Here is a 23,648-nt window from a genome sequence, read left to right on the forward strand (position 1 = left end):
TGCTGCTACCCCTTACTGCGCCTGCACACGCAGCTCTGCTGCGCTACGACTACGGTGACCCAACAGTGCTTTCACATCACTGGATTTCGGTTTTACCAGCGCGAATTTCGCCGAGAATGCTGGCCAGTTCGCCAGGATCTCTTCGCCGTGTGAAGAACCGGTATGTTGTACGTGCTCGGTAATCAGACCGCGCAGGTGTTCCTCATGAATAGCCAGTGAGTCCACGCTCAGTACTTCTACCAGTTCCGGGTTCACGCGTTTGCGGAATTCACCGTCTTCGTCGAGCACGTAGGCGAATCCGCCGGTCATGCCCGCACCGAAGTTGACGCCGGTTTTGCCGAGAATACACACGATGCCGCCGGTCATATATTCACAGCCGTTGTCGCCAATACCTTCAACCACGGTAATAGCGCCGGAGTTACGCACCGCAAAACGCTCACCCGCACGACCCGCAGCAAACAGGCGGCCACCGGTAGCACCATACAGGCAGGTGTTACCAATGATGCTCGCCTCATGGCTACGGAAAGCAGAGCCAACCGGAGGACGCACTGCCAGCAGGCCGCCCGCCATGCCTTTACCGACATAGTCGTTGGCATCGCCGGTCAGATACAGCTCCACGCCGCCCGCGTTCCACACGCCGAAGCTCTGGCCTGCGGTACCGCTGAAGTGCGCTTTAATCGGGTCAGATGCCAGCCCCTGATCGCCATGCGTCTGAGCGATATAGCCCGACAGCGATGCGCCGACGGAACGGTCGGTGTTACGGATATCGAACCAGAAGGTTTTGCTCTGGCGCTCGTCGACAAACGGTTTCGCCTGCTGTAACAGCTGGGCGTTCAGCACGCCGTTATCAAACGGCGGATTGTTTTCAGTGCAATGCAGCGCTTTACCTGGATGCGGTTCAGCGGTTTCCAGCAGACGAGACAGCTCCAGCTTCTGCTGCTTGGCGGTAAACCCTTCCAGCTCTTTGAGCAGGTCGGTACGACCAATCAGATCCACCAGACGTTTCACGCCCAGTTGCGCCATCAGCTCGCGGGTTTCGCGGGCGATAAATTCAAAGTAGTTAGTCACTTTGAACGGCAGGCCGTGATAGTGGTTCTTACGCAGTTTGTCATCCTGAGTTGCCACGCCGGTTGCGCAGTTGTTCAGATGGCAAATACGCAGGTATTTACAGCCCAGCGCGACCATGGGGCCGGTGCCGAAACCGAAGCTTTCTGCACCCAAAATTGCCGCTTTAATGATATCGACGCCGGTTTTCAGACCGCCATCGACCTGCAGACGGATCTTGTGACGCAGACCGTTAGCCACCAGCGCCTGCTGGGTTTCCACCAGACCGAGTTCCCACGGGCAGCCCGCATACTTCACGGATGAGAGCGGACTTGCACCGGTACCGCCATCGTAGCCGGCAATGGTAATCAGATCCGCATAGGCTTTCGCCACGCCGGTCGCAATAGTGCCGACGCCCGGTTCGGAAACCAGCTTCACCGAGATCATCGCTTTCGGGTTAACCTGTTTCAGGTCGAAAATCAGCTGCGCTAAGTCCTCGATAGAGTAGATATCGTGGTGCGGCGGCGGGGAGATCAGCGTCACGCCCGGCACCGAATAACGCAGTTTGGCGATGTACGGGGTGACTTTATCACCCGGTAACTGACCGCCTTCGCCCGGCTTCGCGCCTTGAGCGACTTTAATCTGAATGACATCAGCATTGACCAGGTACGCTGGGGTTACGCCAAAGCGACCGGAAGCCACCTGCTTAATGCGCGACACCTTGTTAGTGCCGTAGCGTGCCGGATCTTCGCCGCCTTCACCGGAGTTCGAGTTACCGCCGATGCTGTTCATGGCTTCGGCCAGCGCCTCGTGTGCTTCCGGGCTTAATGCCCCGATAGACATCGCTGCGGTATCAAAGCGTTTAAACAGTTCGGTTGCGGGTTCTACTTCGCTAATGCTTACGGCTTCATCGCCAGGTGTAATCGCCAGCAGATCGCGCAGTGTGGCCGCCGGACGTTCATTGACCAGCTTTGCATATTCCTGATAGTCGCTGTACTCGCCGCTTTGTACTGCCTGTTGCAGCGTGCGCACCACGTCCGGGTTGTAGGCGTGGTATTCGCCGCCGTGAACGTACTTCAGCAAACCGCCCTGGCTGATAGGCTTACGCGCCAGCCAGGCATGTTTGGAGAGGTTCAGCAGATCCTGCTGGAAGTCGGTAAAACCCGCGCCGCTGATGCGACTGACCACGCCCTGGAAGCATAAAGCCACAACATCATCGTGCAGACCAACGGCTTCAAACAGCTTCGAGCAGCGGTAAGAGGCGATGGTCGAGATGCCCATTTTGGACATGATTTTGTACAGACCCTTGTTGATGCCGTTACGGTAGTTCAGCATCACGGTCCGGTAATCTTTGGCAATCGCTTGAGTGTCGATCAGACGTCCCAGCGTTTCATACGCCAGATACGGATAAATGGCTGTCGCGCCAAAACCGAGCAGAACGGCAAAATGGTGCGGGTCACGGGCGCTGGCGGTTTCAACGATGATGTTGGCATCGCAACGCAGGCTTTGTTCTACCAGACGTGTTTGTACTGCGCCAACGGCCATCGGTGCCGGAACCGGCAAGCGGTTTTTTGCGATATTACGGTCAGAGAGCACCAGCAGCACCGTGCCGTTACGCACCATCTGTTCAGCCTTATCGCACAATGCTTTGACGGTCTCTTCGAGCGTGGTTTCGGTCACGTCGAAGGTGATATCCAGTCGGTCAGCGCGATAATGCTCCTCTTTCATGGTGGTGAGCTGGGTGAAATCGGAGTACAGCAGGATCGGCGACTTAAAGCTCAGACGGTGCGCCTGACCTTCGGCTTCGCAGAAGACGTTCATCTCACGACCGATGCTGGTGGCCAGCGACATGACGTGCGCTTCACGCAGCGGGTCGATCGGCGGGTTGGTGACCTGGGCAAACTGCTGGCGGAAGTAGTCATAAATGATGCGCGGCTGGCTGGAGAGCACGGCAAACGGGGTATCATCACCCATTGAACCGACCGCTTCCTGACCATTTTCACCGAGCACGCGGATAACGGAATCCAGCTCTTCAGCGCTGTAGTTAAACTGTTTCTGGTAGCTGGCGAGGGTGTCATCGTCCAGTTCACGGCTGCCGACCTGATCGTCAGCCAGGTCTTCGAAAGGCACCAGACGGCGGACGTTCTTCTCCATCCACTCTTTGTAGGGGTGGCGGCTTTTCAGATCGTCATCGGTTTCAGCCGAATGCAGAATGCGCCCGCTGCGGGTATCGATAACCATCAACTCCCCAGGGCCGACGCGACCTTTCTCAACCACTTCATCCGGCTGATAATCCCAGATCCCGACTTCAGAAGCGCAGGTAATCAGCTTGTCTTTGGTGATGACGTAGCGCGCCGGACGCAGGCCGTTGCGGTCAAGGTTACAGGCGGCAAAGCGACCGTCGGACATAACGATACCCGCCGGACCATCCCACGGCTCCATGTGCATGGAGTTAAAGTCGAAGAACGCGCGCAGCTCCGGGTCCATATCCGGGTTATTCTGCCAGGCCGGCGGCACCAGTAGACGCATGGCGCGGATGATATCCATCCCACCAGCCAGCAGCAGTTCCAGCATGTTATCCATTGAGCTGGAGTCGGAGCCGGTTTCGTTAACGAACGGTGCGGCGTCGTGCAGATCAGGGATCAGCGGCGTCTGGAATTTATAGGTACGAGCGCGCGCCCACTGGCGGTTGCCGGTGATGGTGTTGATTTCACCATTGTGCGCCAGGTAGCGAAACGGTTGCGCCAGCGGCCAGCGTGGTACGGTGTTGGTGGAGAAGCGCTGGTGGAACAGGCAGATGGCCGATTCCAGACGCAGGTCCGCCAGGTCCAGGTAAAAGCGCGGCAGATCCGCCGGCATACACAGACCTTTATAGATATTGACCAGGTTCGACAAGCTACAGACGTAGAAGTCTTTATCTTCCTGGAGGCGTTTTTCGATACGACGGCGCGCGATGAACAGGCGACGCTCCATATCACGCGGACGCCAGCCCGCAGGGGCATTAACAAAAATTTGCTCGATACGAGGCAGGGAGGAGAGCGCAATTTCACCGAGAACACCTTCGTTAGTCGGCACGTCGCGCCAGCCGACAATCGACAGGGTCTCCTGCTGTAATTCTTCTTCTACAATGCGACGAGAAGCCGCTGCCAGCTCAGCGTCTTTATTTAAAAAGATCATGCCGACGGCGTAGTTTTTGGCTAAACGCCAGCCGCGCTCTTGCGCTACGATGCGGAAAAAGCGGTCAGGTTTTTGTAACAGCAGGCCGCAACCATCGCCGGTTTTTCCATCGGCAAGAATTGCGCCACGGTGCTGCATGCGGGCCAGTGCGTGTATGGCGGTACGCACTACCTTGTGGCTAGGTTCGCCTTCTATGTGGGCGATCAGGCCGAAACCACAGTTATCCCTCTCAAGGGATTTATCGTACAACATATCAGTGAACCTCCCCAGGCTCTGCGGGATTCCCATCTGGACCGTTGCGCACGGGCACACCAAGAGCATGGCGACGGGGTTTGCGTGTCATACGCTTACCTCGCATTCGCCCTCTTTATCCTTTTCGCACAGGTCAAACAAGTTTGAGGACTTGCTTCAGAGGGAATCTCAATTACTGCATAAATATGATGAGCAGACTGCTCATCCAGAAAGCTTCCAGCGGATTTCCAAGTTATCGGGAATCCACACACAGGTCAAATGGCAATCTTATTTATGCAAAAATGTGCTATTGGGCAATTAACTTTATGAAAATATTGAAATAAAAGGGTTTTATACATTGATATAACCTGAGGAGGATGCCCTGGGAAGTGTGATCTGTCTCACTGTAAGAGAGGCCGGATATCTCTCGTCCTCCCTTTGTTTATCGATATACTTGGCATTTTATGCTGGTTTTTAGAGTTTTGGCGTCTTAAAGATACTGTTTTTACGCTGAGAGTATAAGAAGATAAAAAAAACAGCTGGATATAAGGAAAAGTAATTATATTTTGAGTGAATGAAATTTCGATTATTTTGATTTGTTATGCAATAAATAAAGGCTCGCCAGGGCGATTGATCCAGGTCATCGCCGACTGGGGCAAAAAATGGCAGGCTTTGGCCTCTTTTCAAGGCGCGGTCTACCAGATTATGCAGTTACAGAAATTAGTCAATATGTTTGGTGGGGATCTTTCTCGCCGTTATGGGCAAAAGGTTCATAAACTCACGCTGCACGGCGGCTTTAGCTGTCCAAACCGTGATGGCACCATCGGACGCGGCGGATGTACTTTCTGTAATGTCGCCTCGTTTGCCGATGAAGCACAGCAGCACCATTCAATTGCCGAGCAGCTTGAGCATCAGGCGCAGTTGGTCAATCGCGCCAGACGCTATCTGGCCTATTTCCAGGCTTATACCAGCACCTTCGCGGAAGTACAGGTGCTGCGTTCGATGTATCAACAGGCGGTCAGCCAGGCCAACATCGTTGGGTTATGCGTTGGGACGCGCCCCGACTGCGTGCCGGATGCGGTACTCGATCTGCTTTGTGAGTATAAAGACCTCGGCTATGAGGTATGGCTGGAGCTCGGTCTGCAAACTGCGCATGACAAAACTCTGCACCGGATTAACCGCGGCCATGATTTTGCCTGCTATCAGAACACCACGCGGCTGGCGCGCGAGCGCGGGCTGAAAGTGTGCTCACACCTGATTGTTGGTCTGCCGGGAGAAGGACAGGCAGACTGTCTGCAAACCATGGAACGAGTGGTGGAGACGGGCGTTGACGGTATTAAGCTGCATCCGCTGCATATTGTGAAAGGCAGTACGATGGCAAAGGCCTGGGAAGCCGGACGTCTGCACGGAATTGAACTGGATGACTACACGGTTACCGCCGGGGAGATGATCCGCCATACGCCGCCAGAGGTGATTTATCATCGAATCTCTGCCAGCGCGCGTCGCCCAATGCTGTTGGCTCCGCTATGGTGTGAAAACCGCTGGACCGGGATGGTCGAACTGGATCGCTATCTCAATGCTCATGGTGTTCAAGGCTCTGCGCTTGGCACTCCGTGGATTCAGCCTGGGAGCTAACCATCCGGCAATCTGCGCCTGCTTGCCTGATGACGCTACGCTTATCAGGCCCACGTTGAATCTCTCCTCGGTCATTTCACCGATAACCTCCGCATTTCTTGCACAATCTTCAACGTCACGCTGAGAATTGAGTATTATTGTGCCAAGTTGTCGTGAAGGAACCCTCTATGAAGCAAATCCGTATGCTGGCGCAATATTACGTCGACCTGATGATGAAATTGGGTCTGGTGCGCTTTTCGCTGTTATTGGCGCTGGCGCTGGTCGTGTTGGCGATTGTGGTGCAGATGGCTGTCACCATGGTGCTGCATGGCCAGGTAGAAAGCATTGATGTTATCCGCTCTATCTTTTTTGGTCTGTTAATTACCCCCTGGGCCGTCTATTTTCTGTCAGTGGTGGTGGAGCAACTGGAAGAGTCCCGGCAACGCTTGTCACGACTGGTACAAAAGCTGGAAGAGATGCGCGAGCGCGATCTCAAGCTCAATGTGCAGTTAAAAGATAATATTGCCCAGCTTAATCAGGAAATTGTTGAGCGCGAAAAAGCCGAAGCGGAGCGCCAGGATACGTTCGAGCAGTTGAAGGTTGAAATCAAAGAGCGCGAAGAAGCGCAGATTCAGCTTGAGCAGCAGTCTTCCTTTTTACGCTCTTTCCTTGATGCCTCGCCGGATCTGGTTTTTTATCGTAATGAAGATAAAGAATTTTCCGGCTGTAACCGTGCCATGGAACTGCTGACCGGCAAGAGCGAAAAGCAGTTGGTAAATTTAAAACCGGCTGATGTTTACTCCCCTGAGGCGGCAGAAAAGGTCATTGAAACCGACGAGAAGGTGTTCCGTCATAACGTCTCGCTCACCTACGAACAGTGGCTGGACTATCCGGACGGGCGCAAAGCCTGCTTTGAAATTCGCAAAGTGCCTTACTATGACCGCGTAGGTAAGCGGCATGGTCTGATGGGCTTTGGGCGCGATATTACCGAGCGTAAGCGTTATCAGGATGCGTTAGAGCGCGCCAGCCGCGATAAGACCACCTTCATTTCTACCATCAGCCACGAACTGCGTACTCCGCTTAACGGCATTGTCGGCTTAAGCCGGATCCTGCTGGATACGGATCTGACCGCTGAGCAGGAAAAATACCTGAAAACAATCCACGTCTCTGCCGTGACGCTGGGGAATATTTTCAACGATATTATCGACATGGATAAGATGGAGCGACGTAAAGTTCAGCTCGATAACCAACCGATCGATTTCACCAGCTTTATGGCGGATCTGGAAAACCTCTCTGGCCTGCAGGCGCAGCAAAAAGGGCTGCGTTTTGTGCTTGAGCCGACGTTACCACTGCCGCATAAGGTCATTACCGACGGCACGCGTTTGCGCCAGATTCTGTGGAATCTGATCAGCAACGCCGTGAAGTTTACCCAGCAGGGACAGGTAACCGTGCGGGCGCGCTATGACCAGGGGAATATACTGCATTTCGAAGTTGAAGATTCCGGGATCGGTATTCCGCAGGATGAGCAAGATAAAATCTTCGCCATGTATTATCAGGTGAAGGACAGCAATGGCGGCAAACCGGCAACGGGAACCGGGATTGGACTGGCCGTATCGAAGCGTCTGGCGAAAAACATGGGCGGTGATATTACGGTCTCCAGCCAGGCTGGCAAAGGCTCCATCTTTACGCTGACCGTGCATGCGCCTGCGGTAGCGGAAGAGATTGAAGACGCCTTTGAAGACGACGACATGCCGCTGCCAGCCCTGAATGTGCTGCTGGTGGAAGATATCGAACTGAACGTTATTGTCGCGCGTTCAGTGCTGGAAAAACTGGGCAACAGCGTGGATGTCGCCATGACCGGGAAAGCCGCGCTGGAAATGTTCACGCCGGGCGAATATGACCTGGTGCTGCTGGATATTCAGCTACCGGATATGACCGGTCTGGATATCTCGCGCGAGCTGACGCAAAAATACGCCCGTGAGGACCTGCCGCCGCTGGTTGCGCTTACCGCCAACGTTCTGAAAGATAAAAAAGAGTATCTGGACGCGGGAATGGACGACGTGCTGAGTAAGCCGCTGTCGGTTCCGGCGTTAACCGCCATGATCAAAAAATACTGGGATACCCGAAACAAAGAGGAGAGCACTGTGACATCTGAAGAGAGCAGTAAATCGCAAGCGCTGTTAGATATTCCTATGTTGGAACAATACCTCGAGCTGGTGGGACCGAAGTTAATAACCGACGGGCTGGCGGTGTTTGAGAAGATGATGCCGGGATATTTGAGCGTGCTGGAGTCCAATCTGACCGCACGGGATAAAAAAGGCGTTGTTGAGGAAGGCCATAAAATTAAAGGCGCGGCAGGTTCCGTGGGGCTGCGCCACCTGCAACAGTTAGGTCAGCAAATCCAGTCGCCAGATCTTCCAGCCTGGGAAGATAATGTTGCTGAATGGATTGAAGAGATGAAGCAGGAGTGGCAGCACGACGTGGCGGTATTGAAGGCCTGGGTGGCGAGCGCGGAAAAAAAATGACCCCGGCTTGACCGGGGTGCGCGAATACTGCGCCAACACCAGGGAAATCGTGGCTGCGCCGTAAATTATTATCATTGTTTACAAGGGCGCAGCCCTAATTTTCAGGCCGCACGCAGTTAAGATAGCAAATCTTAAATAATTTGTTACATGAATCAGTTAAATGTGTGAAGCGTAGCATTTAAATCATAATAACTAATATGTTTCAGCCAGTTGAGAAAGGAGTATCACGATGAAAAAAGTGGGTGTAGTGCTCAGCGGATGCGGCGTGTATGACGGCGCAGAGATCCATGAAACTGTTCTCACGCTTCTGGCGATTGCCCGCAACGGCGCTCAGGCCGTCTGTTTCGCACCGGATAAACAACAAGCGGATGTGATTAATCATCTGACCGGCGAGCCGATGCAGGAAACGCGTAATGTGCTGATTGAAGCCGCCCGTATAACACGCGGTGATATTCGCCCACTTGCTCAGGCTGTCTCAACGGAACTGGATGCGTTGATCGTGCCAGGCGGGTTTGGCGCGGCCAAAAATCTGAGCAATTTTGCCAGCCAGGGCAGTGAGTGCCGGGTTGATAGCGACTTAGCTGCGCTGGCGGTGGCTATGCATCAGGCGGGTAAGCCGCTGGGATTTATGTGCATTGCGCCTGCCATGTTACCTAAAATTTTTGACTTTCCGCTGCGTCTGACCATCGGTACTGATATTGATACGGCAGAGGTGCTGGAAGAGATGGGCGCAGAACATGTGCCTTGTCCGGTTGATGACATTGTCGTTGATGAAGACAACAAAATCGTCACCACTCCCGCCTATATGCTGGCGCAGGACATCGCTCAGGCCGCGAGTGGTATCGATAAACTGGTATCACGTGTGCTGGTGCTGGCTGAATGAGAAAAGGAGTTACCGCCTTTCTGCGACGTATCTTTCTGCGGGCGGTCGTTGTCCTCGCCGTATTCTGGGGCGGGGGCATCGCACTTTTCAGCGTGATGCCAGTCCCTTTCTCTGCCGTGATGGTCGAGCGGCAACTGAGCGCATGGCTGTCCGGTGATTTCGGTTATGTGGCGCACTCAGACTGGGTGAGCATGGATGAGATCTCACCGTGGATGGGACTGGCGGTGATCGCCGCGGAGGACCAGAAGTTTCCCGAGCACTGGGGATTCGATGTCTCCGCCATAGAGAAAGCGCTGGCGCACAACGAACGTAATGAAAACCGTATTCGCGGGGCGTCGACGTTATCGCAACAGACGGCAAAAAACCTCTTTCTGTGGGATGGACGTAGCTGGGTGCGTAAAGGTCTCGAGGCCGGGCTAACGCTGGGTATGGAAACCGTCTGGAGCAAGAAGCGTATTCTGACCGTTTACCTGAATATTGCTGAGTTTGGTGATGGGGTTTTCGGCGTGGAGGCAGCGGCGCAGCGCTATTTCCATAAGCCAGCCAGTCGGCTGAGTCTGTCTGAAGCGGCCTTGCTGGCGGCGGTATTACCCAATCCTTTGCGTTTTAAAGCGAATGCGCCTTCTGGTTATGTACGTAGCCGTCAGGCGTGGATTATGCGCCAAATGCGCCAGCTAGGCGGTGAGTCGTTTATGCGGGAAAATAAGCTGTATTAATGGGTTTATTGCCGGATACGGATCCGGCCTACGGGAGAGTGACGTTGCCGTGTAGGTCTGATGAGCGCAGCGCTTCAGGTACTCGGCTAATCTTCATCAAACCCTGAATTAAACAGGGCAATCACCGCTGCCAGGGCTTCCACTTCCTGTGGACCCGTGGCTTCAACTTCTATCTGACGCCCTTTGGCGGAATCCAGCATCAGCAGAGCGATAACACTGTTTGCCTCGGCTTCCGTTCCTTCATCATTACGCAGCAAAACTTCTGCTTCAAAACCCTGCATCAATTCAAACAGTTTCATGGCTGGGCGAGCATGCATACCCAGCTTATTCGTGATTTCAACGGTTTGCTTCACGGTCATGATTTACGTTTTTCCAGCGTACGATGGCGTGACTGTACGTTTTTACCGCGTGAGCGGAAGTAGTCTGCCAGCTGCTCTGCAATATACACCGAACGGTGTTTCCCGCCGGTACAGCCGATAGCTACGGTGAGGTAGCTGCGGTTGTTGGTCTCCAGCATGGGTAACCATAGCTCAAGATAGCTGCGAGTCTGGTAGATAAAATTGTGTACTTCTGTGTGCCTGTCAAGGAAGGCGGCGACGGGGCGGTCAAGACCGGTCATCGGGCGCAGCTTCGGATCCCAGTGCGGGTTAGGCAGGAAGCGCACGTCAAAGACGTAATCCGCGTCAATTGGGATACCGTGTTTGAAACCAAAGGATTCGAATACCATCGTCAATTCGCGTTCACGCTTGCCCAGCAGGCGGGTACGCAACATTTCCGCCAGTTCGTGCACGGACATTTCGGAGGTATCCACGATCAGGTCAGCACGAGAGCGCAGAGGCTCCAGCAAATCGCTTTCCTTATCGATAGCGCTCTCCAGAGATAAGTTCTTGCTGGAAAGAGGATGCAGGCGACGCGTGTCGCTGTAGCGGCGAATCAGGGTGTTACGATCGGCGTCAAGGAACAGCAACTGTGGTGAGAAGCCTTCAGGCAGATTGTTCATTGCCTGCTCGAAAATCTCTGGGGACTCAGGCATGTTGCGCACATCAATGCTGACGGCCGCAGAAATCTGGCGATCGGCCAGAGTACGAGCCAGATCGGGCAACAGCACTACGGGAAGGTTATCCACGCAGTAAAAACCCATATCTTCCAGCGCTCGCAGGGCGACAGATTTTCCTGACCCCGAACGACCGCTGACGATCATCAGTACCATGTACTGTTTCTCCTCACAACGACAAAAAAGGATGCCATTGGGTTGTTATGCTTCATCCAGTCCACCTTCGGTGTCCGTGATGATTTGATACAACTCCTGGTCACTCTGTGCTGCGCGCAGGCGGCGGCAGATGGTTTTATCGGCCAGACGTTTGGCGACCAGCGACAACGTATGCAAATGCGTCTTGGTTTGGTCTGCCGGAACCAGCAGGGCGAAAAGCAGATCGACGGGTTGATTATCAATGGCGTCGAAAGCAATTGGCGTTTCAAGTTGCACAAACACGCCAACTGCGCGCATCGTGTCTTCTTCCAGCTTTCCGTGCGGGATAGCAATTCCATTACCGATGCCGGTACTGCCCATTTTTTCACGCGTCAGAATGGCTTCAAATACCACCTGAGAGGGCAAGCTGAGCTGTTTTGCCGCCAGTTCGCTGATGATTTCCAGCGCGCGTTTCTTGCTTTGGCAGTGAACGCCAGCGCGTGTACATTCCTGGTTAAGAACATTGCTCAGTTGTAGAGTCGTATCGTTATTTGTCATAATTTCACCTAAGCGCTAACTGTACAAATGGCCCGTTGTGCTACACAACAGGCCGTCCTGCACCCGCTAACTGCCCGGACAAGTTAGTGCTGTTTCAGTTTATCTTTATGTTTTGTTAACTGCCGAGCCAGTTTATCAATTAAACCGTCAATGGCGGCGTACATATCCTGACCTTCCGCGCTGGCATGAATTTCGCCACCGTTCACATGCAGTGTTGCATCCGAGATATGTGTCACCTTCTCCACTTTCAACACAATATAGACCTGATTAATCCGGTCGAAATATTGTTCTAGCTTGGCGAATTTTGTATTAACAAAATCGCGTAAGGCTTCAGTGATTTCGACGTTGTTTCCAGTGATGTTGAGCTGCATAGTGTCTTCCTTATCGGTTGGGTCAGACCAGCTGTTTGCGCTGGTTCGACGGCGGAATGGATAAAGACTCTCGGTACTTCGCAACAGTGCGGCGTGCCACCATGATACCCTGTTCTGACAGCATAGAGGTTAACTTGCTGTCACTCAGCGGTTTCGCGGGGTTTTCCGCAGCAATTAATTTCTTCACCAGTGCACGTATAGCTGTGGATGAGGCTTCGCCTCCGCCTTCAGTGTTAACGTGACTGGAAAAGAAATACTTCAATTCAAAAATGCCGCGCGGACTGTGCAGATACTTTTGCGTGGTCACTCGGGAAATGGTCGATTCGTGCATCTCGACGGCCTGGGCGATATCCGCCAGCACCATCGGTTTCATAAACTCTTCGCCTTGATCAAAGAAGGCTTGCTGCTGTTCAACGATACAGCGACTGACGCGCAGCAGCGTATCATTGCGACTTTCCAGGCTTTTAATCAGCCACTTTGCATCCTGCAGATTGCTACGAATAAACTGGCTGTCAGCGTCGTTGCGCGCGCTGTTGCACATGGCGGCGTAGTGCTGGTTAATCTGCAACCGTGGAATGCTGTCGCCGTTGAGTTCGACCACCCAGCGATCGTTATGCTTACGCACCAGTACATCCGGAATAACGTATTCTGGCTCCCCGGTCTGGATAGACTGCCCAGGTCTGGGGTCCAGGGACTGAATAAGATTGACGGCTTCTTTCAGCACATCTTCTTTCAGCCGGGTTACGCGCATCAGCGTGCGGAAGTCATGGTTGGCTAACAGATCGAGGTGATCGCTGATGATCAGGCGCGCTTCTTCCAGCCACGGCGTGGCTTTATCAAACTGTGAAAGTTGGATCAATAAGCAGTCGCGGAGATCTTTGGCCGCCACGCCCACGGGATCAAAACGCTGAATGCGTTTAAGCACGGCTTCGATTTCGTCCATGCCGACGTCGTCATCGCCCATGCTTTCGAGAATATCGTCCAGGGTTACGGTGAGATAACCGGTTTCGTCTACCGCATCAACAATGGATGTCGCAATTGCGCGATCGGTATCCGAGAACGGGGTCAGCTCCACTTGCCACATCAGGTAATCCTGCAGCGATTGCGTGGTCTCACCCTGATACACAGGCAGTTCGTCGTCGATGTAATCCCCGCTGGTGCCAGAAGGCGTACCGGCGGTGTAAATTTCATCCCAACTGGCGTCAAGTGGCAGCTCCTCTGGCATCTCTTTTTGTTCGAGAGCATCTGCGGTGTCGAGGGATTCGCTGTCCTGTTTTTCCTGGGTATCAATTTCGTCGTGAAGATCGGTTTGCTCGAGCAGTGGGTTACTTTCCAGCGCTTGCTGAAGTTCTTGCTGAAGTTCCAGCGTGGACAGCTGCAACAGACGGATAGCCTGTTGTAGCTGAGGCGTCATCGCCAGTTGTTGGCTAAGCCTGAGTTGCAAACCTTGCTTCATGTTCAGAGTTGTTCTCTCCTGCGGTGACGTGAAGTCTTCTACCCTATCAGAGTCTGAAGTCTTCCCCAAGGTATACGCGTTTAACGTGCTCATCCTGCAGTATTTCTGTTGGCGTGCCATGCGCGATCAGGTGGCCCTGACTCACGATGTAGGCGCGCTCACACACTGCCAGCGTTTCGCGAACGTTATGGTCGGTAATCAGCACCCCAAGCCCGCTGTCGCGCAGATGTTCGATGATCCGTTTGATATCAATAACGGAAATCGGGTCAACACCGGCAAACGGTTCATCCAGCAGGATAAATTTCGGATTCGCGGCCAGTGCGCGGGCGATCTCCACGCGGCGTCGTTCACCACCGGAGAGCGACTGTCCCATGCTGTCACGCAGGTGTTCGATGTGGAACTCTTCCATCAGCTCGTTGGCGCGATCTTCCCGCTGCTCGCTGGTAAGATCGTCACGAATTTGCAGCACCGCCATCAGGTTATCAAACACGCTCAGGCGACGGAAAATAGACGCTTCCTGCGGCAAGTAGCCGATGCCGCGACGCGCGCGCGCATGCAGAGGCAGCAGGCTGATGTCTTCGTCATCAATGATAATGTTGCCCGCATCACGTGGGACAATGCCGACCACCATGTAAAAGGTCGTTGTCTTGCCCGCACCGTTAGGACCGAGCAGACCGACGATCTCCCCGGAGTTGACGGTCAGACTGACATCTTCCACCACACGGCGGCCCTTATAGGCTTTTGCAAGGTTCTTTGCAGTTAATGTTGCCATAACGAATCAGTTACCTTTTTTCTCTGCCGGAGCCTTGTTTTTGTCCTGCAACTGCGACGGTACCAGAACGGTGGTGACGCGTTTGCCTTTATCGCTGAAGGCCTGCATTTTCTGCTCTTTCACCAGATAGGTGATCTTATCGCCTGTGATGTTGCTATCGAGCTGTTCCAGGTAAGCCTTACCGGTGAGAACGACGAAGTCTTTCGCCAGTTCATAATGCATGTGTGAGGCGTGGCCTTTAACCGGTTTACCGTTGTCCTGCATCTGGTAAAAGGTTGCAGGATTACCGTAGCCATCAATGACTTCTTTACCGTCTTCACCGCCAGGGCGGGTTACGACGACTTTATCGGCGTTAATTTTGATGGTGCCCTGAGTCACAATCACATTGCCAGTAAAGGTCACCACGTTGCCTTGCATATCAAGAGACTGCTGGTCCGACTCAATGTGAATCGGCTGCTCGGTATCGCCGGTGACGGCGAATGCCGGGATGCTGGCGGCCAGAAGTGCGCTGGCAAGCACAAGATTAAGGCTGAGTTTGTTTGTTTTGGATTTCATATGAGGTTCTAACCTTTTCAATCAGCTCGGCGTTCTTGCTGCGTAAGTTGCCGCGCATCTTCAGTCCGCTGGAGTTAAATGTTGTGCCATATAACGTGACGAGATCATCGGAAGTGACGTCTTGTGTCACCAGGTTAATCTGTGCGTTATCGGTCGTAATTCTGCGTAGTTGAGAGTCGGGCACCAGGGCGTTGACCTCAACATGGCCGTACAGATATAGCATCCGATCGTTGGTCAATTTGGCTTTATCAGCCTTGATCGTCCAGGTCGGTACTTTATCCTTATCAAATGTGGTTAATACCGGTTGAGTAAACCACGAAACCGCTTGTTCCGAATAATATTCAACGTTTTGCGCGATCAAGTGATAGCTCAGTGCGCCTTCGGGACTATACACAACGGTATCAGTATGTTCGCTCTTATAGGTTGGCTCGTTGTTATTTACGACGACCTCAGCGGTATCGTCTTTATCTACCAGATTAATACCAATCATCACAAGGACAGCCAGCGACAGTAGAATGATAACCCAACGTCTGGTTTTGCTCATATCGATTGCCCTTTGGCCTCGTCCAGTTTGCCCTGCGCCAGGAGTAATAAATCGCAGACTTCACGTACCGCGCCGCGTCCCCCATCGATGCGGGTGACATAATCGGCCCGCGGGATCAGCAAAGGATGAGCATCCGCCACCGCCACGCTTAATCCCACTTGTGCCATCACCGGCCAGTCGATCAGATCATCGCCAACGTACGCAACATTTTCAGGAGCGATCGCCAGTTTGCTAAGGAGATCGTTAAAGGCGACCAGTTTGTCTGACTGCCCCTGATACAAATGCGTGATCCCCAATGTGGCACAGCGATCTTCTACAAGTTTAGCCTTTCGTCCGGTAATAATGGCAACCTCGATACCGGAAGTGAGCGCACAGCGAATTCCGTAACCATCGCGGACGTTAAAAGCCTTCAGCTCTTCACCGTTGTTGCCCATATAAATCAGACCATCAGACAGTACGCCATCCACATCCAGGATCAGCAAACGGATGTTCTCTGCCCGGGTGATAACGTCTGTGCTGACGGGTCCATAACAGGTCGCAAGCGACGCACCTGCTTTACTCATTTTCTTTATCCTTGAGTTTCTTACACTACACCTGCACGCAGCAGATCATGCATATGTAACACACCAAGTAACCGGTCGCCATCAGCAACCATTACCGAGGTGATATGGCGGGACTGCATTAAGTTCAGGGCATCGACGGCAAGAATGCCCGGACGCACGCGAATGCCGCCAGGGGTCATCACATCGGCAATGCCTAACTGGCGAACATCAACGCCCATATCGAAGACGCGACGTAAATCGCCATCGGTGAAAATACCGTCAATCTTCATGTCATCATCGCAAATGACGGTCATGCCGAGATTTTTACGCGTGATCTCAAGTAAGGCGTCACGCAGGCTGGCGCTTTTAGTCACATGCGGGATCTCATCGCCCGTATGCATAATATCGTTAACGCGCAGTAAAAGCTTACGGCCTAGTGCGCCACCGGGATGAGATAACGCAAAATCTTCCGCGGTAAAGCCACGCGCTTTTAATAATGCCACGGCTAGCGCATCGCCCATCACCAGCGTTGCGGTCGTGCTGCTGGTCGGCGCCAGGCCTAACGGGCAAGCTTCCTTGGGCACTTTAACACACAGATGCACATCTGCCGCACGCGCCATGCTGCTTTCCGGACGACCGGTCATGCAGATAAGCGGTACATGAAGACGTTTTAACACCGGGATTAACGCCGCTATCTCATTGGATTCACCGGAGTTAGAGATGGCGATGACTACATCCTGCGGCGAGACCATGCCCAGATCGCCATGTGCGGCTTCGCCTGGATGCACGAAAAATGAGGGGGTGCCGGTGCTGGCAAATGTGGCCGCCATTTTCCGCCCGATATGTCCAGATTTCCCCATCCCCATCACCACAACTTTGCCCGGGCAACTGAATATTTTCTCGCAGGCGAGAGTAAAATTTTGGTTGATGTACTGATCAAGCTCCGCCAGGCCTTCACGTTCAATTGCCAGGACTTCCTTGCCTGCTTGCTGAAAGTCAAAACCCGGTTGCAACTCTAAGTGCGACATAATGCGTTTCCAGTTATCCAACGAGAAGTGGCGATAACCAATACAGCATCGCCAGCCATATGATAAAACCGCCGGTCAGCAGCGCACCCGCGCCGCGACCAATCTGGCGCGGACGTCGCCAGCAGAGTAGTGCAAAAATTACGCTCACCAGCAGCATGACGCTATAGTCACGGGTGAAGGCCATCGGATTGACCTCACCCGGCGTAATCAGCGCCGGCAGTCCGAGGACGATAACAATATTAAAAATGTTCGCGCCGATGATGTTGCCGACGGCAATATCGTTTTCACCTTTACGCAGACCCGCAATTGCCGTTGCCAGCTCCGGCAGGCTGGTACCAATGGCGACAACCGTCAGCCCGATGGTGAGTTCGCTCATGGCGAAGTAGTTCGCCAGTACGGTTGCGTTATCTACCACCATACGCGTTGCCATTGGCATAATAATTAGCGCAATACCCAACCACAAAAAGGCGACCGGTAACCCGCCTTCGCGCGGCAGTTCCGCGATCTGCTCGCGGGTCAGGCTGTCGTTACCTTGTCGCTCTGCCAGACGGGCGATTTTAACAATGAATAACAGCCATAGCACGGCCAGAAGCAGAAGAAAGAAACCATCGCTGCGACTCAATTGCCCGTCATACAGGACCGATGCGGCTAAGATGCTTACCAGCAACATTAGCGGTAATTCACGACGCAGAACATCAGAATGCACGGTAAAAGGATGAATCAGCGCCGACAGGCCTAAAATAAGCAGAATGTTGGTAATGTTAGAGCCGATGGCGGTACCGACGGCTAAATCAAGCTGCCCGTTCATCGATGCGGCAACGGAGACAATTATCTCGGGTAACGATGTACCAATGCTGACCACGGTCATCCCGATGATAATGGGGGGAATACCGAAGTTTCGACATAAAATGGATGCGGCAAATACCAGTCGGTCGGCACCGTAGACCACCAGAAGTAAACCAATTATTAACAGCGCCGTCGCTAAAAGCATCTAAAGTCCTTTCTTCAGGTATACTCGCCGGTCCACTTGAAGGATTTCTGGAAGCCGTCACGAATTCTTAATTTTGACTTTATGCGGCTAAAAAGTAAAACAAATGCCAGCTTTCGCTAACCAGGACAGGTAATAATCTGTAAATATGTTGGGTTCAGGGCTAAATTGAGCGCCAAGCTCTTCGATCAACGAGGCAATAGTAAAGGATGAATCAATGGGTCAGTCTGTGGCGAATCTAATCGATATGCGCGATGTCAGCTTTTCCCGAGGCGACCGCTGCATCTTTGATAATATTTCCCTGACGGTGCCGCGTGGTAAGGTGACGGCGATCATGGGGCCATCAGGCATCGGCAAAACGACGCTGTTGCGTCTGATCGGCGGACAAATCTCCCCCGATAAGGGCGAGATCCTGTTTGACGGCGAAAATGTCCCGGCCATGTCCCGTTCGCGTTTATTTACCGTGCGTAAGCGCATGAGCATGCTATTCCAGTCTGGTGCGCTGTTTACTGATATGAATGTGTTTGACAACGTTGCATACCCGTTGCGCGAGCATACAACACTGCCTGCGCCGCTGCTGAAAAGCACGGTAATGATGAAGCTCGAGGCCGTTGGCCTGCGGGGCGCGGCAAAATTAATGCCTTCTGAATTATCCGGTGGGATGGCGCGTCGTGCCGCGTTAGCACGTGCTATCGCGCTGGAGCCAGACCTTATTATGTTTGATGAGCCGTTCGTCGGCCAGGATCCCATCACCATGGGCGTGCTGGTGAAGCTGATTTCTGAACTGAACAGCGCGCTGGGCGTCACCTGCGTGGTGGTTTCCCATGATGTGCCAGAAGTGCTGAGTATTGCGGATTACGCCTATATTATGGCGGACAAAAAAATAGTGGCCTACGGTAGTGCTCAGGCGCTGCAAGAAAATGCCGATCCGCGTGTGCGTCAGTTCCTCGATGGCATTGCCGATGGACCGGTTCCGTTCCGTTACCCGGCGGGCGACTACCACATCGATTTACTCAAAACAGGGAGTTAAGCCACCCATGTTGTTAAATGCGCTGGCATCACTCGGACATCGGGGAATAAAAACCCTCAGGACGTTCGGGCGAGCCGGATTAATGTTGTTCAATGCAGTTGTCGGCAAGCCGGAGTTTCGCAAACATGCGCCGCTGCTGATACGCCAGCTCTATAATGTCGGTGTCTTATCGATGCTGATCATTATTGTTTCTGGCGTGTTCATCGGCATGGTGCTGGGGTTGCAGGGATACCTGGTGCTGACGACCTACAGTGCGGAAACCAGCCTCGGTATGCTGGTGGCGCTGTCATTGCTACGTGAGCTGGGGCCGGTGGTTGCGGCGCTGTTGTTTGCCGGGCGGGCCGGATCGGCCTTAACCGCAGAGATTGGCCTGATGCGGGCGACCGAGCAGCTTTCCAGCCTGGAAATGATGGCCGTCGACCCACTGCGCCGAGTGATCTCCCCACGTTTTTGGGCCGGTGTGATTTCATTGCCGCTGCTGACGATTATATTTGTCGCGGTGGGGATCTGGGGTGGGTCGTTGGTTGGCGTAAGCTGGAAAGGTATTGATGCAGGCTTTTTCTGGTCGGCTATGCAAAATGCCGTCGACTGGCGTCTGGATCTGGTCAACTGTCTGATTAAGAGCGTGGTGTTTGCCATTACGGTCACATGGATTGCATTGTTCAATGGTTATGATGCTATCCCGACCTCTGCCGGGATTAGCCGGGCAACGACACGCACCGTAGTGCACGCCTCTCTTGCCGTTCTGGGGCTGGATTTTGTGCTGACCGCACTGATGTTTGGGAATTGAGTTCATGCAAACGAAAAAAAATGAAATTTGGGTCGGGTTATTCCTGCTGGTTGCGCTGCTGGCCGCGCTGTTTGTCTGCCTGAAGGCGGCGAACGTCACCTCAATGCGTACTGAACCGACTTATACGATTTATGCGACCTTTGATAATATCGGCGGTCTGAGAGAGCGCTCTCCGGTGCGGATTGGCGGGGTCGTGGTAGGACGCGTATCGGACATCTCGTTAGATCAGAAAACGTACCTGCCGCGCGTGACGCTGGAAATTGAATCGCGTTTTAACCATATTCCTGACACCAGTTCTCTGAGCATCCGTACTTCCGGTCTGTTGGGCGAACAGTATCTGGCATTGAACGTAGGTTTTGAAGATCCTGAGCTGGGAACGTCTATCCTCAAAGATGGCGGTACGATTCAGGACACGAAATCTGCGATGGTGCTGGAAGATATGATTGGTCAGTTCCTTTACAACAGCAACAGTAAAGGTGATGACAATAAGAATTCTGGCGATGCGCCAGCCGCAACTGAAGGCAATAATGAAGCCACTACGCCTGCGGGCGCAACGAAATAATCTCAGGAGAATCGACGTATGTTTAAACGATTGATGATGGTGGCTATGCTGGTGATTGCTCCACTTAGCGCGGCAACCGCAGCGGACCAGACGAACCCGTACAAACTGATGGATGAGGCGGCGCAGAAGACGTTTGACCGTCTGAAGAACGAGCAACCTAAAATCCGTTCCAACCCGGATTACCTGCGTCAGGTGGTCGATCAGGAACTGCTGCCTTACGTGCAGGTTAAGTATGCAGGCGCACTGGTACTGGGCCGCTACTACAAAGATGCGACACCGGCTCAGCGTGACGCCTATTTCGCCGCATTCCGTGAATATCTGAAGCAGGCTTACGGTCAGGCGCTGGCGATGTACCACGGCCAGACCTATCAGATTGCCCCTGAGCAGCCGCTGGGTGATGCGACCATCGTGCCTATCCGCGTAACCATCATCGATCCAAACGGTCGTCCTCCGGTACGTCTGGATTTCCAGTGGCGTAAAAATTCCCAGACGGGTAACTGGCAGGCGTATGACATGATTGCTGAAGGCGTAAGTATGATCACCACCAAACAGAATGAGTGGAGCGACCTGCTGCGTACGAAAGGTATTGATGGCCTGACGGCACAGCTGAAATCTATTTCTCAGCAGAAAATCACGCTGGAAGAGAAAAAATAATGACGCAGTCACTCACCTGGATGCGTGAAGGCGACAAGCTGGTGCTGGTGGGAGAGCTGGATCAGGACGTGTTAAACCCATTATGGGATGCGCGAGTTGAGGCGATGAAAGGGGTATCCTGTATCGACCTGAACCAGATTTCCCGGGTGGATACCGGTGGTCTGGCATTACTGCTGCACCTGATTAATGAGGGCAAGCAGCAGGGGAACAGCGTTTCGCTCGCTGGCGTTAACGATAAAGTGTACACGCTGGCGCAGCTTTACAATTTGCCTGACGACGTTCTTCCGCGTTAATTTTTGTAAGCCGGATAAGGTCTTGTGCCGCCATCCGGTAACTCCTCTGCGGGGGATCTGCCACTAAAGCCTTGTCTGATTTATCAGCGGGGCTTTTTGCTTATTTATGACAGCGCCACTTTGCTCTAAGATGTTGGGCTGTTTTCACTATCTGACGAATGAAGAGCCCATGGAAAATAATGAAATTCAGAGCGTGCTGATGAATGCACTCTCCCTCCAGGAAGTCCACGTTTCTGGCGACGGCAGTCACTTTCAGGTTATTGCCGTGGGTGAGATGTTTGAAGGCATGAGCCGGGTCAAGAAACAGCAATCGGTCTATGGCCCGTTGATGGAGTACATTGCGGACAACCGCATTCATGCCGTGTCGATTAAGGCGTTTACTCCAGCGGAATGGGCGCGCGATCGCAAACTTAACGGTTTTTGAGCTACGGGTGATATGCCGGTAGCGAAGATAAATTCTTAACAGAGAATAGAATAATGGATAAATTTCGTGTTCAGGGGCCAACCAAGCTCCAGGGCGAAGTCACAATTTCAGGCGCTAAAAACGCCGCGCTGCCGATCCTGTTTGCGGCGCTGCTGGCTGAAGAACCTGTAGAGATCCAGAACGTCCCGAAACTGAAGGATGTTGACACCTCAATGAAGCTGCTGAGCCAGTTGGGGGCGAAAGTTGAGCGTAATGGTTCTGTGCACATTGATGCACGTGACGTGAACGTCTTCTGTGCGCCGTACGATCTGGTCAAAACCATGCGTGCATCCATCTGGGCGCTTGGGCCACTGGTTGCCCGCTTTGGCCAGGGCCAGGTTTCACTGCCGGGCGGCTGCACCATCGGCGCGCGTCCGGTTGACCTGCACATTACTGGTCTGGAGCAGTTAGGCGCGACTATTAAGCTTGAAGAAGGCTATGTGAAAGCGTCCGTTGATGGCCGCCTGAAAGGCGCGCATATCGTCATGGACAAAGTGAGCGTCGGCGCGACGGTCACTATCATGTGCGCAGCAACGCTTGCCGAAGGCACTACCATCATCGAAAACGCCGCGCGTGAACCGGAGATCGTGGATACCGCGAACTTCCTGATTGCGCTGGGCGCAAAAATCACAGGCCAGGGTACCGATCGTATTACCATCGAAGGCGTTGAGCGCCTCGGCGGCGGTGTGTATCGCGTTCTGCCTGACCGCATCGAAACCGGTACTTTCCTGGTCGCAGCGGCAATTTCTCGCGGCAAAATTATCTGTCGTAATGCACAACCTGACACGCTGGATGCCGTTCTGGCGAAGCTGCGTGATGCGGGAGCGGATATCGAAGTCGGTGACGACTGGATCAGCCTGGACATGCACGGTAAACGTCCGAAAGCGGTCAATGTGCGCACGGCACCGCACCCGGCGTTCCCTACCGATATGCAGGCCCAGTTCACGTTGCTGAACCTGGTGGCAGAAGGGACGGGTTTCATCACGGAAACCGTGTTTGAGAACCGCTTTATGCACGTGCCTGAGCTGAGCCGTATGGGCGCTCACGCAGAAATCGAAAGCAATACCGTGATTTGCCACGGCGTGGAAACGCTCTCCGGCGCACAGGTTATGGCGACCGATCTGCGCGCATCTGCAAGCCTCGTGCTGGCAGGGTGTATTGCTGAAGGTACGACGGTAGTCGATCGTATTTATCACATCGATCGCGGCTATGAGCGCATCGAAGATAAACTGCGCGCGCTGGGCGCAAACATTGAGCGCGTGAAAGGCGAGTAATCGTCTACGTCTCTTGTAACCCCCAGTTCTGTGAACCGGGGGTTACTACTCATCAGTGTTCATTCAGGATTCTGTTTCTCTTTGCGTCCCCTCATCATCCGCGTTCTGTCGATAAACTCATGTGTTTTTGCATCGTGATAGCGTGACGGCCAAATCACCCACGGGTCGGTTCCCAACGATCGGGCGATAATCAACTCACCTTTTGGCCATGGGCGTGTTAACGCATTGGCCAGCGTTGATGAGCTTAATCCATTTTTACGTGATTCAGCGGCCATTGAGGTCCCTTTCTTGCGCAGCCCGGCGATGATATCGGCCGGATGCCAGTCAATCAGCTTGTTTTCCATAAACTCATCTCTCCTTTGGTTATCGACTTATGGTTCCACGATCGG

The 23,648-nt window shown here is 53.4% G+C and carries 24 protein-coding genes; 11 read left to right on the forward strand and 13 right to left on the reverse strand.

Features of this window, described 5'->3' with window-relative positions; translation table 11 throughout:
• Positions 1–12: 12 nt before the first annotated feature.
• Positions 13–4,473, reverse strand: coding sequence for a glutamate synthase large subunit (gene gltB, locus OGV93_RS10050; RefSeq protein ID WP_049040924.1), 4,461 nt, complete (start codon positions 4,471–4,473; stop codon positions 13–15).
• 684 nt (positions 4,474–5,157) lie between these two features.
• Between gltB and mnmL the strand changes: the two genes are divergently transcribed.
• The 4 genes from mnmL (at position 5,158) to mtgA (ending at position 10,190) form a co-directional block, all read left to right on the forward strand.
• Positions 5,158–6,087 carry a tRNA modification radical SAM protein MnmL/YtqA gene (gene mnmL / locus OGV93_RS10055; protein ID WP_137352392.1) on the forward strand — a complete coding sequence of 310 codons (930 nt, stop codon included), beginning with the start codon at positions 5,158–5,160 and terminating at the stop codon, positions 6,085–6,087.
• Between the two features lie 167 nt (positions 6,088–6,254).
• Complete coding sequence (gene arcB / locus OGV93_RS10060; RefSeq protein WP_019077790.1) at positions 6,255–8,591, forward strand: aerobic respiration two-component sensor histidine kinase ArcB; 2,337 nt, start codon at positions 6,255–6,257, stop codon at positions 8,589–8,591.
• A 229-nt stretch (positions 8,592–8,820) separates the two neighbouring features.
• Positions 8,821–9,474: an isoprenoid biosynthesis glyoxalase ElbB gene (elbB, locus tag OGV93_RS10065; RefSeq protein ID WP_016154692.1), complete on the forward strand. Its 654-nt coding sequence runs from the start codon at positions 8,821–8,823 to the stop codon at positions 9,472–9,474.
• Positions 9,471–10,190: a monofunctional biosynthetic peptidoglycan transglycosylase gene (mtgA, locus tag OGV93_RS10070; RefSeq protein WP_016157575.1), complete on the forward strand. Its 720-nt coding sequence runs from the start codon at positions 9,471–9,473 to the stop codon at positions 10,188–10,190. Before elbB ends, mtgA begins: the two co-directional genes overlap by 4 nt.
• Positions 10,191–10,276: 86 nt before the next feature.
• Here mtgA and npr read toward each other — a convergent pair whose 3' ends face one another.
• The 11 genes from npr to OGV93_RS10125 all read right to left on the reverse strand — a co-directional run bounded on the left by npr (position 10,277) and on the right by OGV93_RS10125 (position 18,196).
• A complete protein-coding gene (gene npr, locus OGV93_RS10075; protein WP_003828770.1) occupies positions 10,277–10,549 on the reverse strand; it encodes a PTS phosphocarrier protein NPr in 273 nt (90 codons plus the stop codon).
• Entirely contained in the window at positions 10,546–11,400 is an 855-nt protein-coding gene (rapZ, locus tag OGV93_RS10080) for an RNase adapter RapZ (protein WP_003025085.1), read from the reverse strand. The genes npr and rapZ overlap by 4 nt, the downstream gene beginning before the upstream one ends.
• Before the next feature lie 45 nt (positions 11,401–11,445).
• Positions 11,446–11,937 (reverse strand): PTS IIA-like nitrogen regulatory protein PtsN, encoded by a 492-nt coding sequence (gene ptsN, locus OGV93_RS10085; protein WP_016154690.1) that lies wholly within the window; start codon positions 11,935–11,937, stop codon positions 11,446–11,448.
• Between the two features lie 83 nt (positions 11,938–12,020).
• Complete coding sequence (gene hpf / locus OGV93_RS10090) at positions 12,021–12,308, reverse strand: ribosome hibernation promoting factor (protein WP_003025078.1); 288 nt, start codon at positions 12,306–12,308, stop codon at positions 12,021–12,023.
• Between the two features lie 22 nt (positions 12,309–12,330).
• Positions 12,331–13,764 carry an RNA polymerase factor sigma-54 gene (rpoN, locus tag OGV93_RS10095; protein WP_016154689.1) on the reverse strand — a complete coding sequence of 478 codons (1,434 nt, stop codon included), beginning with the start codon at positions 13,762–13,764 and terminating at the stop codon, positions 12,331–12,333.
• Positions 13,765–13,810: 46 nt separating this feature from the next.
• On the reverse strand, positions 13,811–14,536 hold the full coding sequence (gene lptB, locus OGV93_RS10100; RefSeq protein WP_003025073.1) for an LPS export ABC transporter ATP-binding protein: 726 nt from the start codon (positions 14,534–14,536) through the stop codon (positions 13,811–13,813).
• A 6-nt stretch (positions 14,537–14,542) separates the two neighbouring features.
• Positions 14,543–15,091 (reverse strand): lipopolysaccharide ABC transporter substrate-binding protein LptA, encoded by a 549-nt coding sequence (gene lptA, locus OGV93_RS10105; protein ID WP_016154688.1) that lies wholly within the window; start codon positions 15,089–15,091, stop codon positions 14,543–14,545.
• On the reverse strand, positions 15,060–15,635 hold the full coding sequence (gene lptC, locus OGV93_RS10110; RefSeq protein WP_287109542.1) for an LPS export ABC transporter periplasmic protein LptC: 576 nt from the start codon (positions 15,633–15,635) through the stop codon (positions 15,060–15,062). The genes lptA and lptC overlap by 32 nt, the downstream gene beginning before the upstream one ends.
• On the reverse strand, positions 15,632–16,198 hold the full coding sequence (gene kdsC, locus OGV93_RS10115; RefSeq protein WP_046276014.1) for a 3-deoxy-manno-octulosonate-8-phosphatase KdsC: 567 nt from the start codon (positions 16,196–16,198) through the stop codon (positions 15,632–15,634). The genes lptC and kdsC overlap by 4 nt, the downstream gene beginning before the upstream one ends.
• Positions 16,199–16,218: 20 nt before the next feature.
• Positions 16,219–17,205, reverse strand: coding sequence for an arabinose-5-phosphate isomerase KdsD (gene kdsD / locus OGV93_RS10120; RefSeq protein WP_016154685.1), 987 nt, complete (start codon positions 17,203–17,205; stop codon positions 16,219–16,221).
• A gap of 13 nt (positions 17,206–17,218) precedes the next feature.
• Positions 17,219–18,196: a calcium/sodium antiporter gene (locus OGV93_RS10125; RefSeq protein ID WP_016154684.1), complete on the reverse strand. Its 978-nt coding sequence runs from the start codon at positions 18,194–18,196 to the stop codon at positions 17,219–17,221.
• A gap of 214 nt (positions 18,197–18,410) precedes the next feature.
• Here OGV93_RS10125 and mlaF point away from each other — a divergent pair, with 214 nt between their 5' ends.
• From mlaF to murA, 7 genes are all read left to right on the forward strand, one after another.
• The gene (gene mlaF, locus OGV93_RS10130) at positions 18,411–19,223 is read left to right on the forward strand and encodes a phospholipid ABC transporter ATP-binding protein MlaF (protein WP_016154683.1); all 813 of its coding nucleotides are present in this window, start codon (positions 18,411–18,413) and stop codon (positions 19,221–19,223) included.
• A 7-nt stretch (positions 19,224–19,230) separates the two neighbouring features.
• The gene (gene mlaE, locus OGV93_RS10135; protein ID WP_003025053.1) at positions 19,231–20,013 is read left to right on the forward strand and encodes a lipid asymmetry maintenance ABC transporter permease subunit MlaE; all 783 of its coding nucleotides are present in this window, start codon (positions 19,231–19,233) and stop codon (positions 20,011–20,013) included.
• A gap of 4 nt (positions 20,014–20,017) precedes the next feature.
• A complete protein-coding gene (gene mlaD, locus OGV93_RS10140; protein WP_016154682.1) occupies positions 20,018–20,575 on the forward strand; it encodes an outer membrane lipid asymmetry maintenance protein MlaD in 558 nt (185 codons plus the stop codon).
• 18 nt (positions 20,576–20,593) lie between these two features.
• On the forward strand, positions 20,594–21,229 hold the full coding sequence (gene mlaC / locus OGV93_RS10145; protein ID WP_016154681.1) for a phospholipid-binding protein MlaC: 636 nt from the start codon (positions 20,594–20,596) through the stop codon (positions 21,227–21,229).
• Positions 21,229–21,522: a lipid asymmetry maintenance protein MlaB gene (mlaB, locus tag OGV93_RS10150; RefSeq protein ID WP_016154680.1), complete on the forward strand. Its 294-nt coding sequence runs from the start codon at positions 21,229–21,231 to the stop codon at positions 21,520–21,522. Before mlaC ends, mlaB begins: the two co-directional genes overlap by 1 nt.
• 169 nt (positions 21,523–21,691) lie before the next feature.
• The gene (ibaG, locus tag OGV93_RS10155) at positions 21,692–21,946 is read left to right on the forward strand and encodes a BolA family iron metabolism protein IbaG (protein WP_003025040.1); all 255 of its coding nucleotides are present in this window, start codon (positions 21,692–21,694) and stop codon (positions 21,944–21,946) included.
• Positions 21,947–21,999: 53 nt separating this feature from the next.
• A complete protein-coding gene (gene murA, locus OGV93_RS10160; RefSeq protein WP_003839949.1) occupies positions 22,000–23,259 on the forward strand; it encodes a UDP-N-acetylglucosamine 1-carboxyvinyltransferase in 1,260 nt (419 codons plus the stop codon).
• Positions 23,260–23,318: 59 nt separating this feature from the next.
• On the opposite strand, the gene sfsB is transcribed toward murA, so the two are convergent.
• On the reverse strand, positions 23,319–23,603 hold the full coding sequence (gene sfsB, locus OGV93_RS10165; RefSeq protein ID WP_016154679.1) for a DNA-binding transcriptional regulator SfsB: 285 nt from the start codon (positions 23,601–23,603) through the stop codon (positions 23,319–23,321).
• Positions 23,604–23,648: the final 45 nt, after the last annotated feature.

The sequence above is a fragment of the Citrobacter sp. Cb031 genome, from assembly GCF_030336725.1.
In the GTDB taxonomy this organism is placed as follows: domain Bacteria; phylum Pseudomonadota; class Gammaproteobacteria; order Enterobacterales; family Enterobacteriaceae; genus Citrobacter; species Citrobacter braakii.

Excerpts from the sequence above, each read along its gene's own strand:
- mnmL (WP_137352392.1), top strand. The coding sequence starts at position 5,158 with ATGCAGTTACAGAAATTAGTCAATATGTTTGGTGGGGATCTTTCTCGC.
- ptsN (WP_016154690.1), bottom strand. The coding sequence starts at position 11,937 with ATGACAAATAACGATACGACTCTACAACTGAGCAATGTTCTTAACCAG.
- gltB (WP_049040924.1), bottom strand. The coding sequence starts at position 4,473 with ATGTTGTACGATAAATCCCTTGAGAGGGATAACTGTGGTTTCGGCCTG.
- kdsD (WP_016154685.1), bottom strand. The coding sequence starts at position 17,205 with ATGTCGCACTTAGAGTTGCAACCGGGTTTTGACTTTCAGCAAGCAGGC.
- murA (WP_003839949.1), top strand. The coding sequence starts at position 22,000 with ATGGATAAATTTCGTGTTCAGGGGCCAACCAAGCTCCAGGGCGAAGTC.
- mlaC (WP_016154681.1), top strand. The coding sequence starts at position 20,594 with ATGTTTAAACGATTGATGATGGTGGCTATGCTGGTGATTGCTCCACTT.
- rapZ (WP_003025085.1), bottom strand. The coding sequence starts at position 11,400 with ATGGTACTGATGATCGTCAGCGGTCGTTCGGGGTCAGGAAAATCTGTC.
- mlaF (WP_016154683.1), top strand. The coding sequence starts at position 18,411 with ATGGGTCAGTCTGTGGCGAATCTAATCGATATGCGCGATGTCAGCTTT.
- npr (WP_003828770.1), bottom strand. The coding sequence starts at position 10,549 with ATGACCGTGAAGCAAACCGTTGAAATCACGAATAAGCTGGGTATGCAT.
- OGV93_RS10125 (WP_016154684.1), bottom strand. The coding sequence starts at position 18,196 with ATGCTTTTAGCGACGGCGCTGTTAATAATTGGTTTACTTCTGGTGGTC.
- mlaB (WP_016154680.1), top strand. The coding sequence starts at position 21,229 with ATGACGCAGTCACTCACCTGGATGCGTGAAGGCGACAAGCTGGTGCTG.
- lptB (WP_003025073.1), bottom strand. The coding sequence starts at position 14,536 with ATGGCAACATTAACTGCAAAGAACCTTGCAAAAGCCTATAAGGGCCGC.
- arcB (WP_019077790.1), top strand. The coding sequence starts at position 6,255 with ATGAAGCAAATCCGTATGCTGGCGCAATATTACGTCGACCTGATGATG.
- elbB (WP_016154692.1), top strand. The coding sequence starts at position 8,821 with ATGAAAAAAGTGGGTGTAGTGCTCAGCGGATGCGGCGTGTATGACGGC.
- rpoN (WP_016154689.1), bottom strand. The coding sequence starts at position 13,764 with ATGAAGCAAGGTTTGCAACTCAGGCTTAGCCAACAACTGGCGATGACG.
- lptA (WP_016154688.1), bottom strand. The coding sequence starts at position 15,091 with ATGAAATCCAAAACAAACAAACTCAGCCTTAATCTTGTGCTTGCCAGC.
- mtgA (WP_016157575.1), top strand. The coding sequence starts at position 9,471 with ATGAGAAAAGGAGTTACCGCCTTTCTGCGACGTATCTTTCTGCGGGCG.
- hpf (WP_003025078.1), bottom strand. The coding sequence starts at position 12,308 with ATGCAGCTCAACATCACTGGAAACAACGTCGAAATCACTGAAGCCTTA.
- lptC (WP_287109542.1), bottom strand. The coding sequence starts at position 15,635 with ATGAGCAAAACCAGACGTTGGGTTATCATTCTACTGTCGCTGGCTGTC.
- mlaE (WP_003025053.1), top strand. The coding sequence starts at position 19,231 with ATGTTGTTAAATGCGCTGGCATCACTCGGACATCGGGGAATAAAAACC.
- kdsC (WP_046276014.1), bottom strand. The coding sequence starts at position 16,198 with ATGAGTAAAGCAGGTGCGTCGCTTGCGACCTGTTATGGACCCGTCAGC.
- ibaG (WP_003025040.1), top strand. The coding sequence starts at position 21,692 with ATGGAAAATAATGAAATTCAGAGCGTGCTGATGAATGCACTCTCCCTC.
- mlaD (WP_016154682.1), top strand. The coding sequence starts at position 20,018 with ATGCAAACGAAAAAAAATGAAATTTGGGTCGGGTTATTCCTGCTGGTT.
- sfsB (WP_016154679.1), bottom strand. The coding sequence starts at position 23,603 with ATGGAAAACAAGCTGATTGACTGGCATCCGGCCGATATCATCGCCGGG.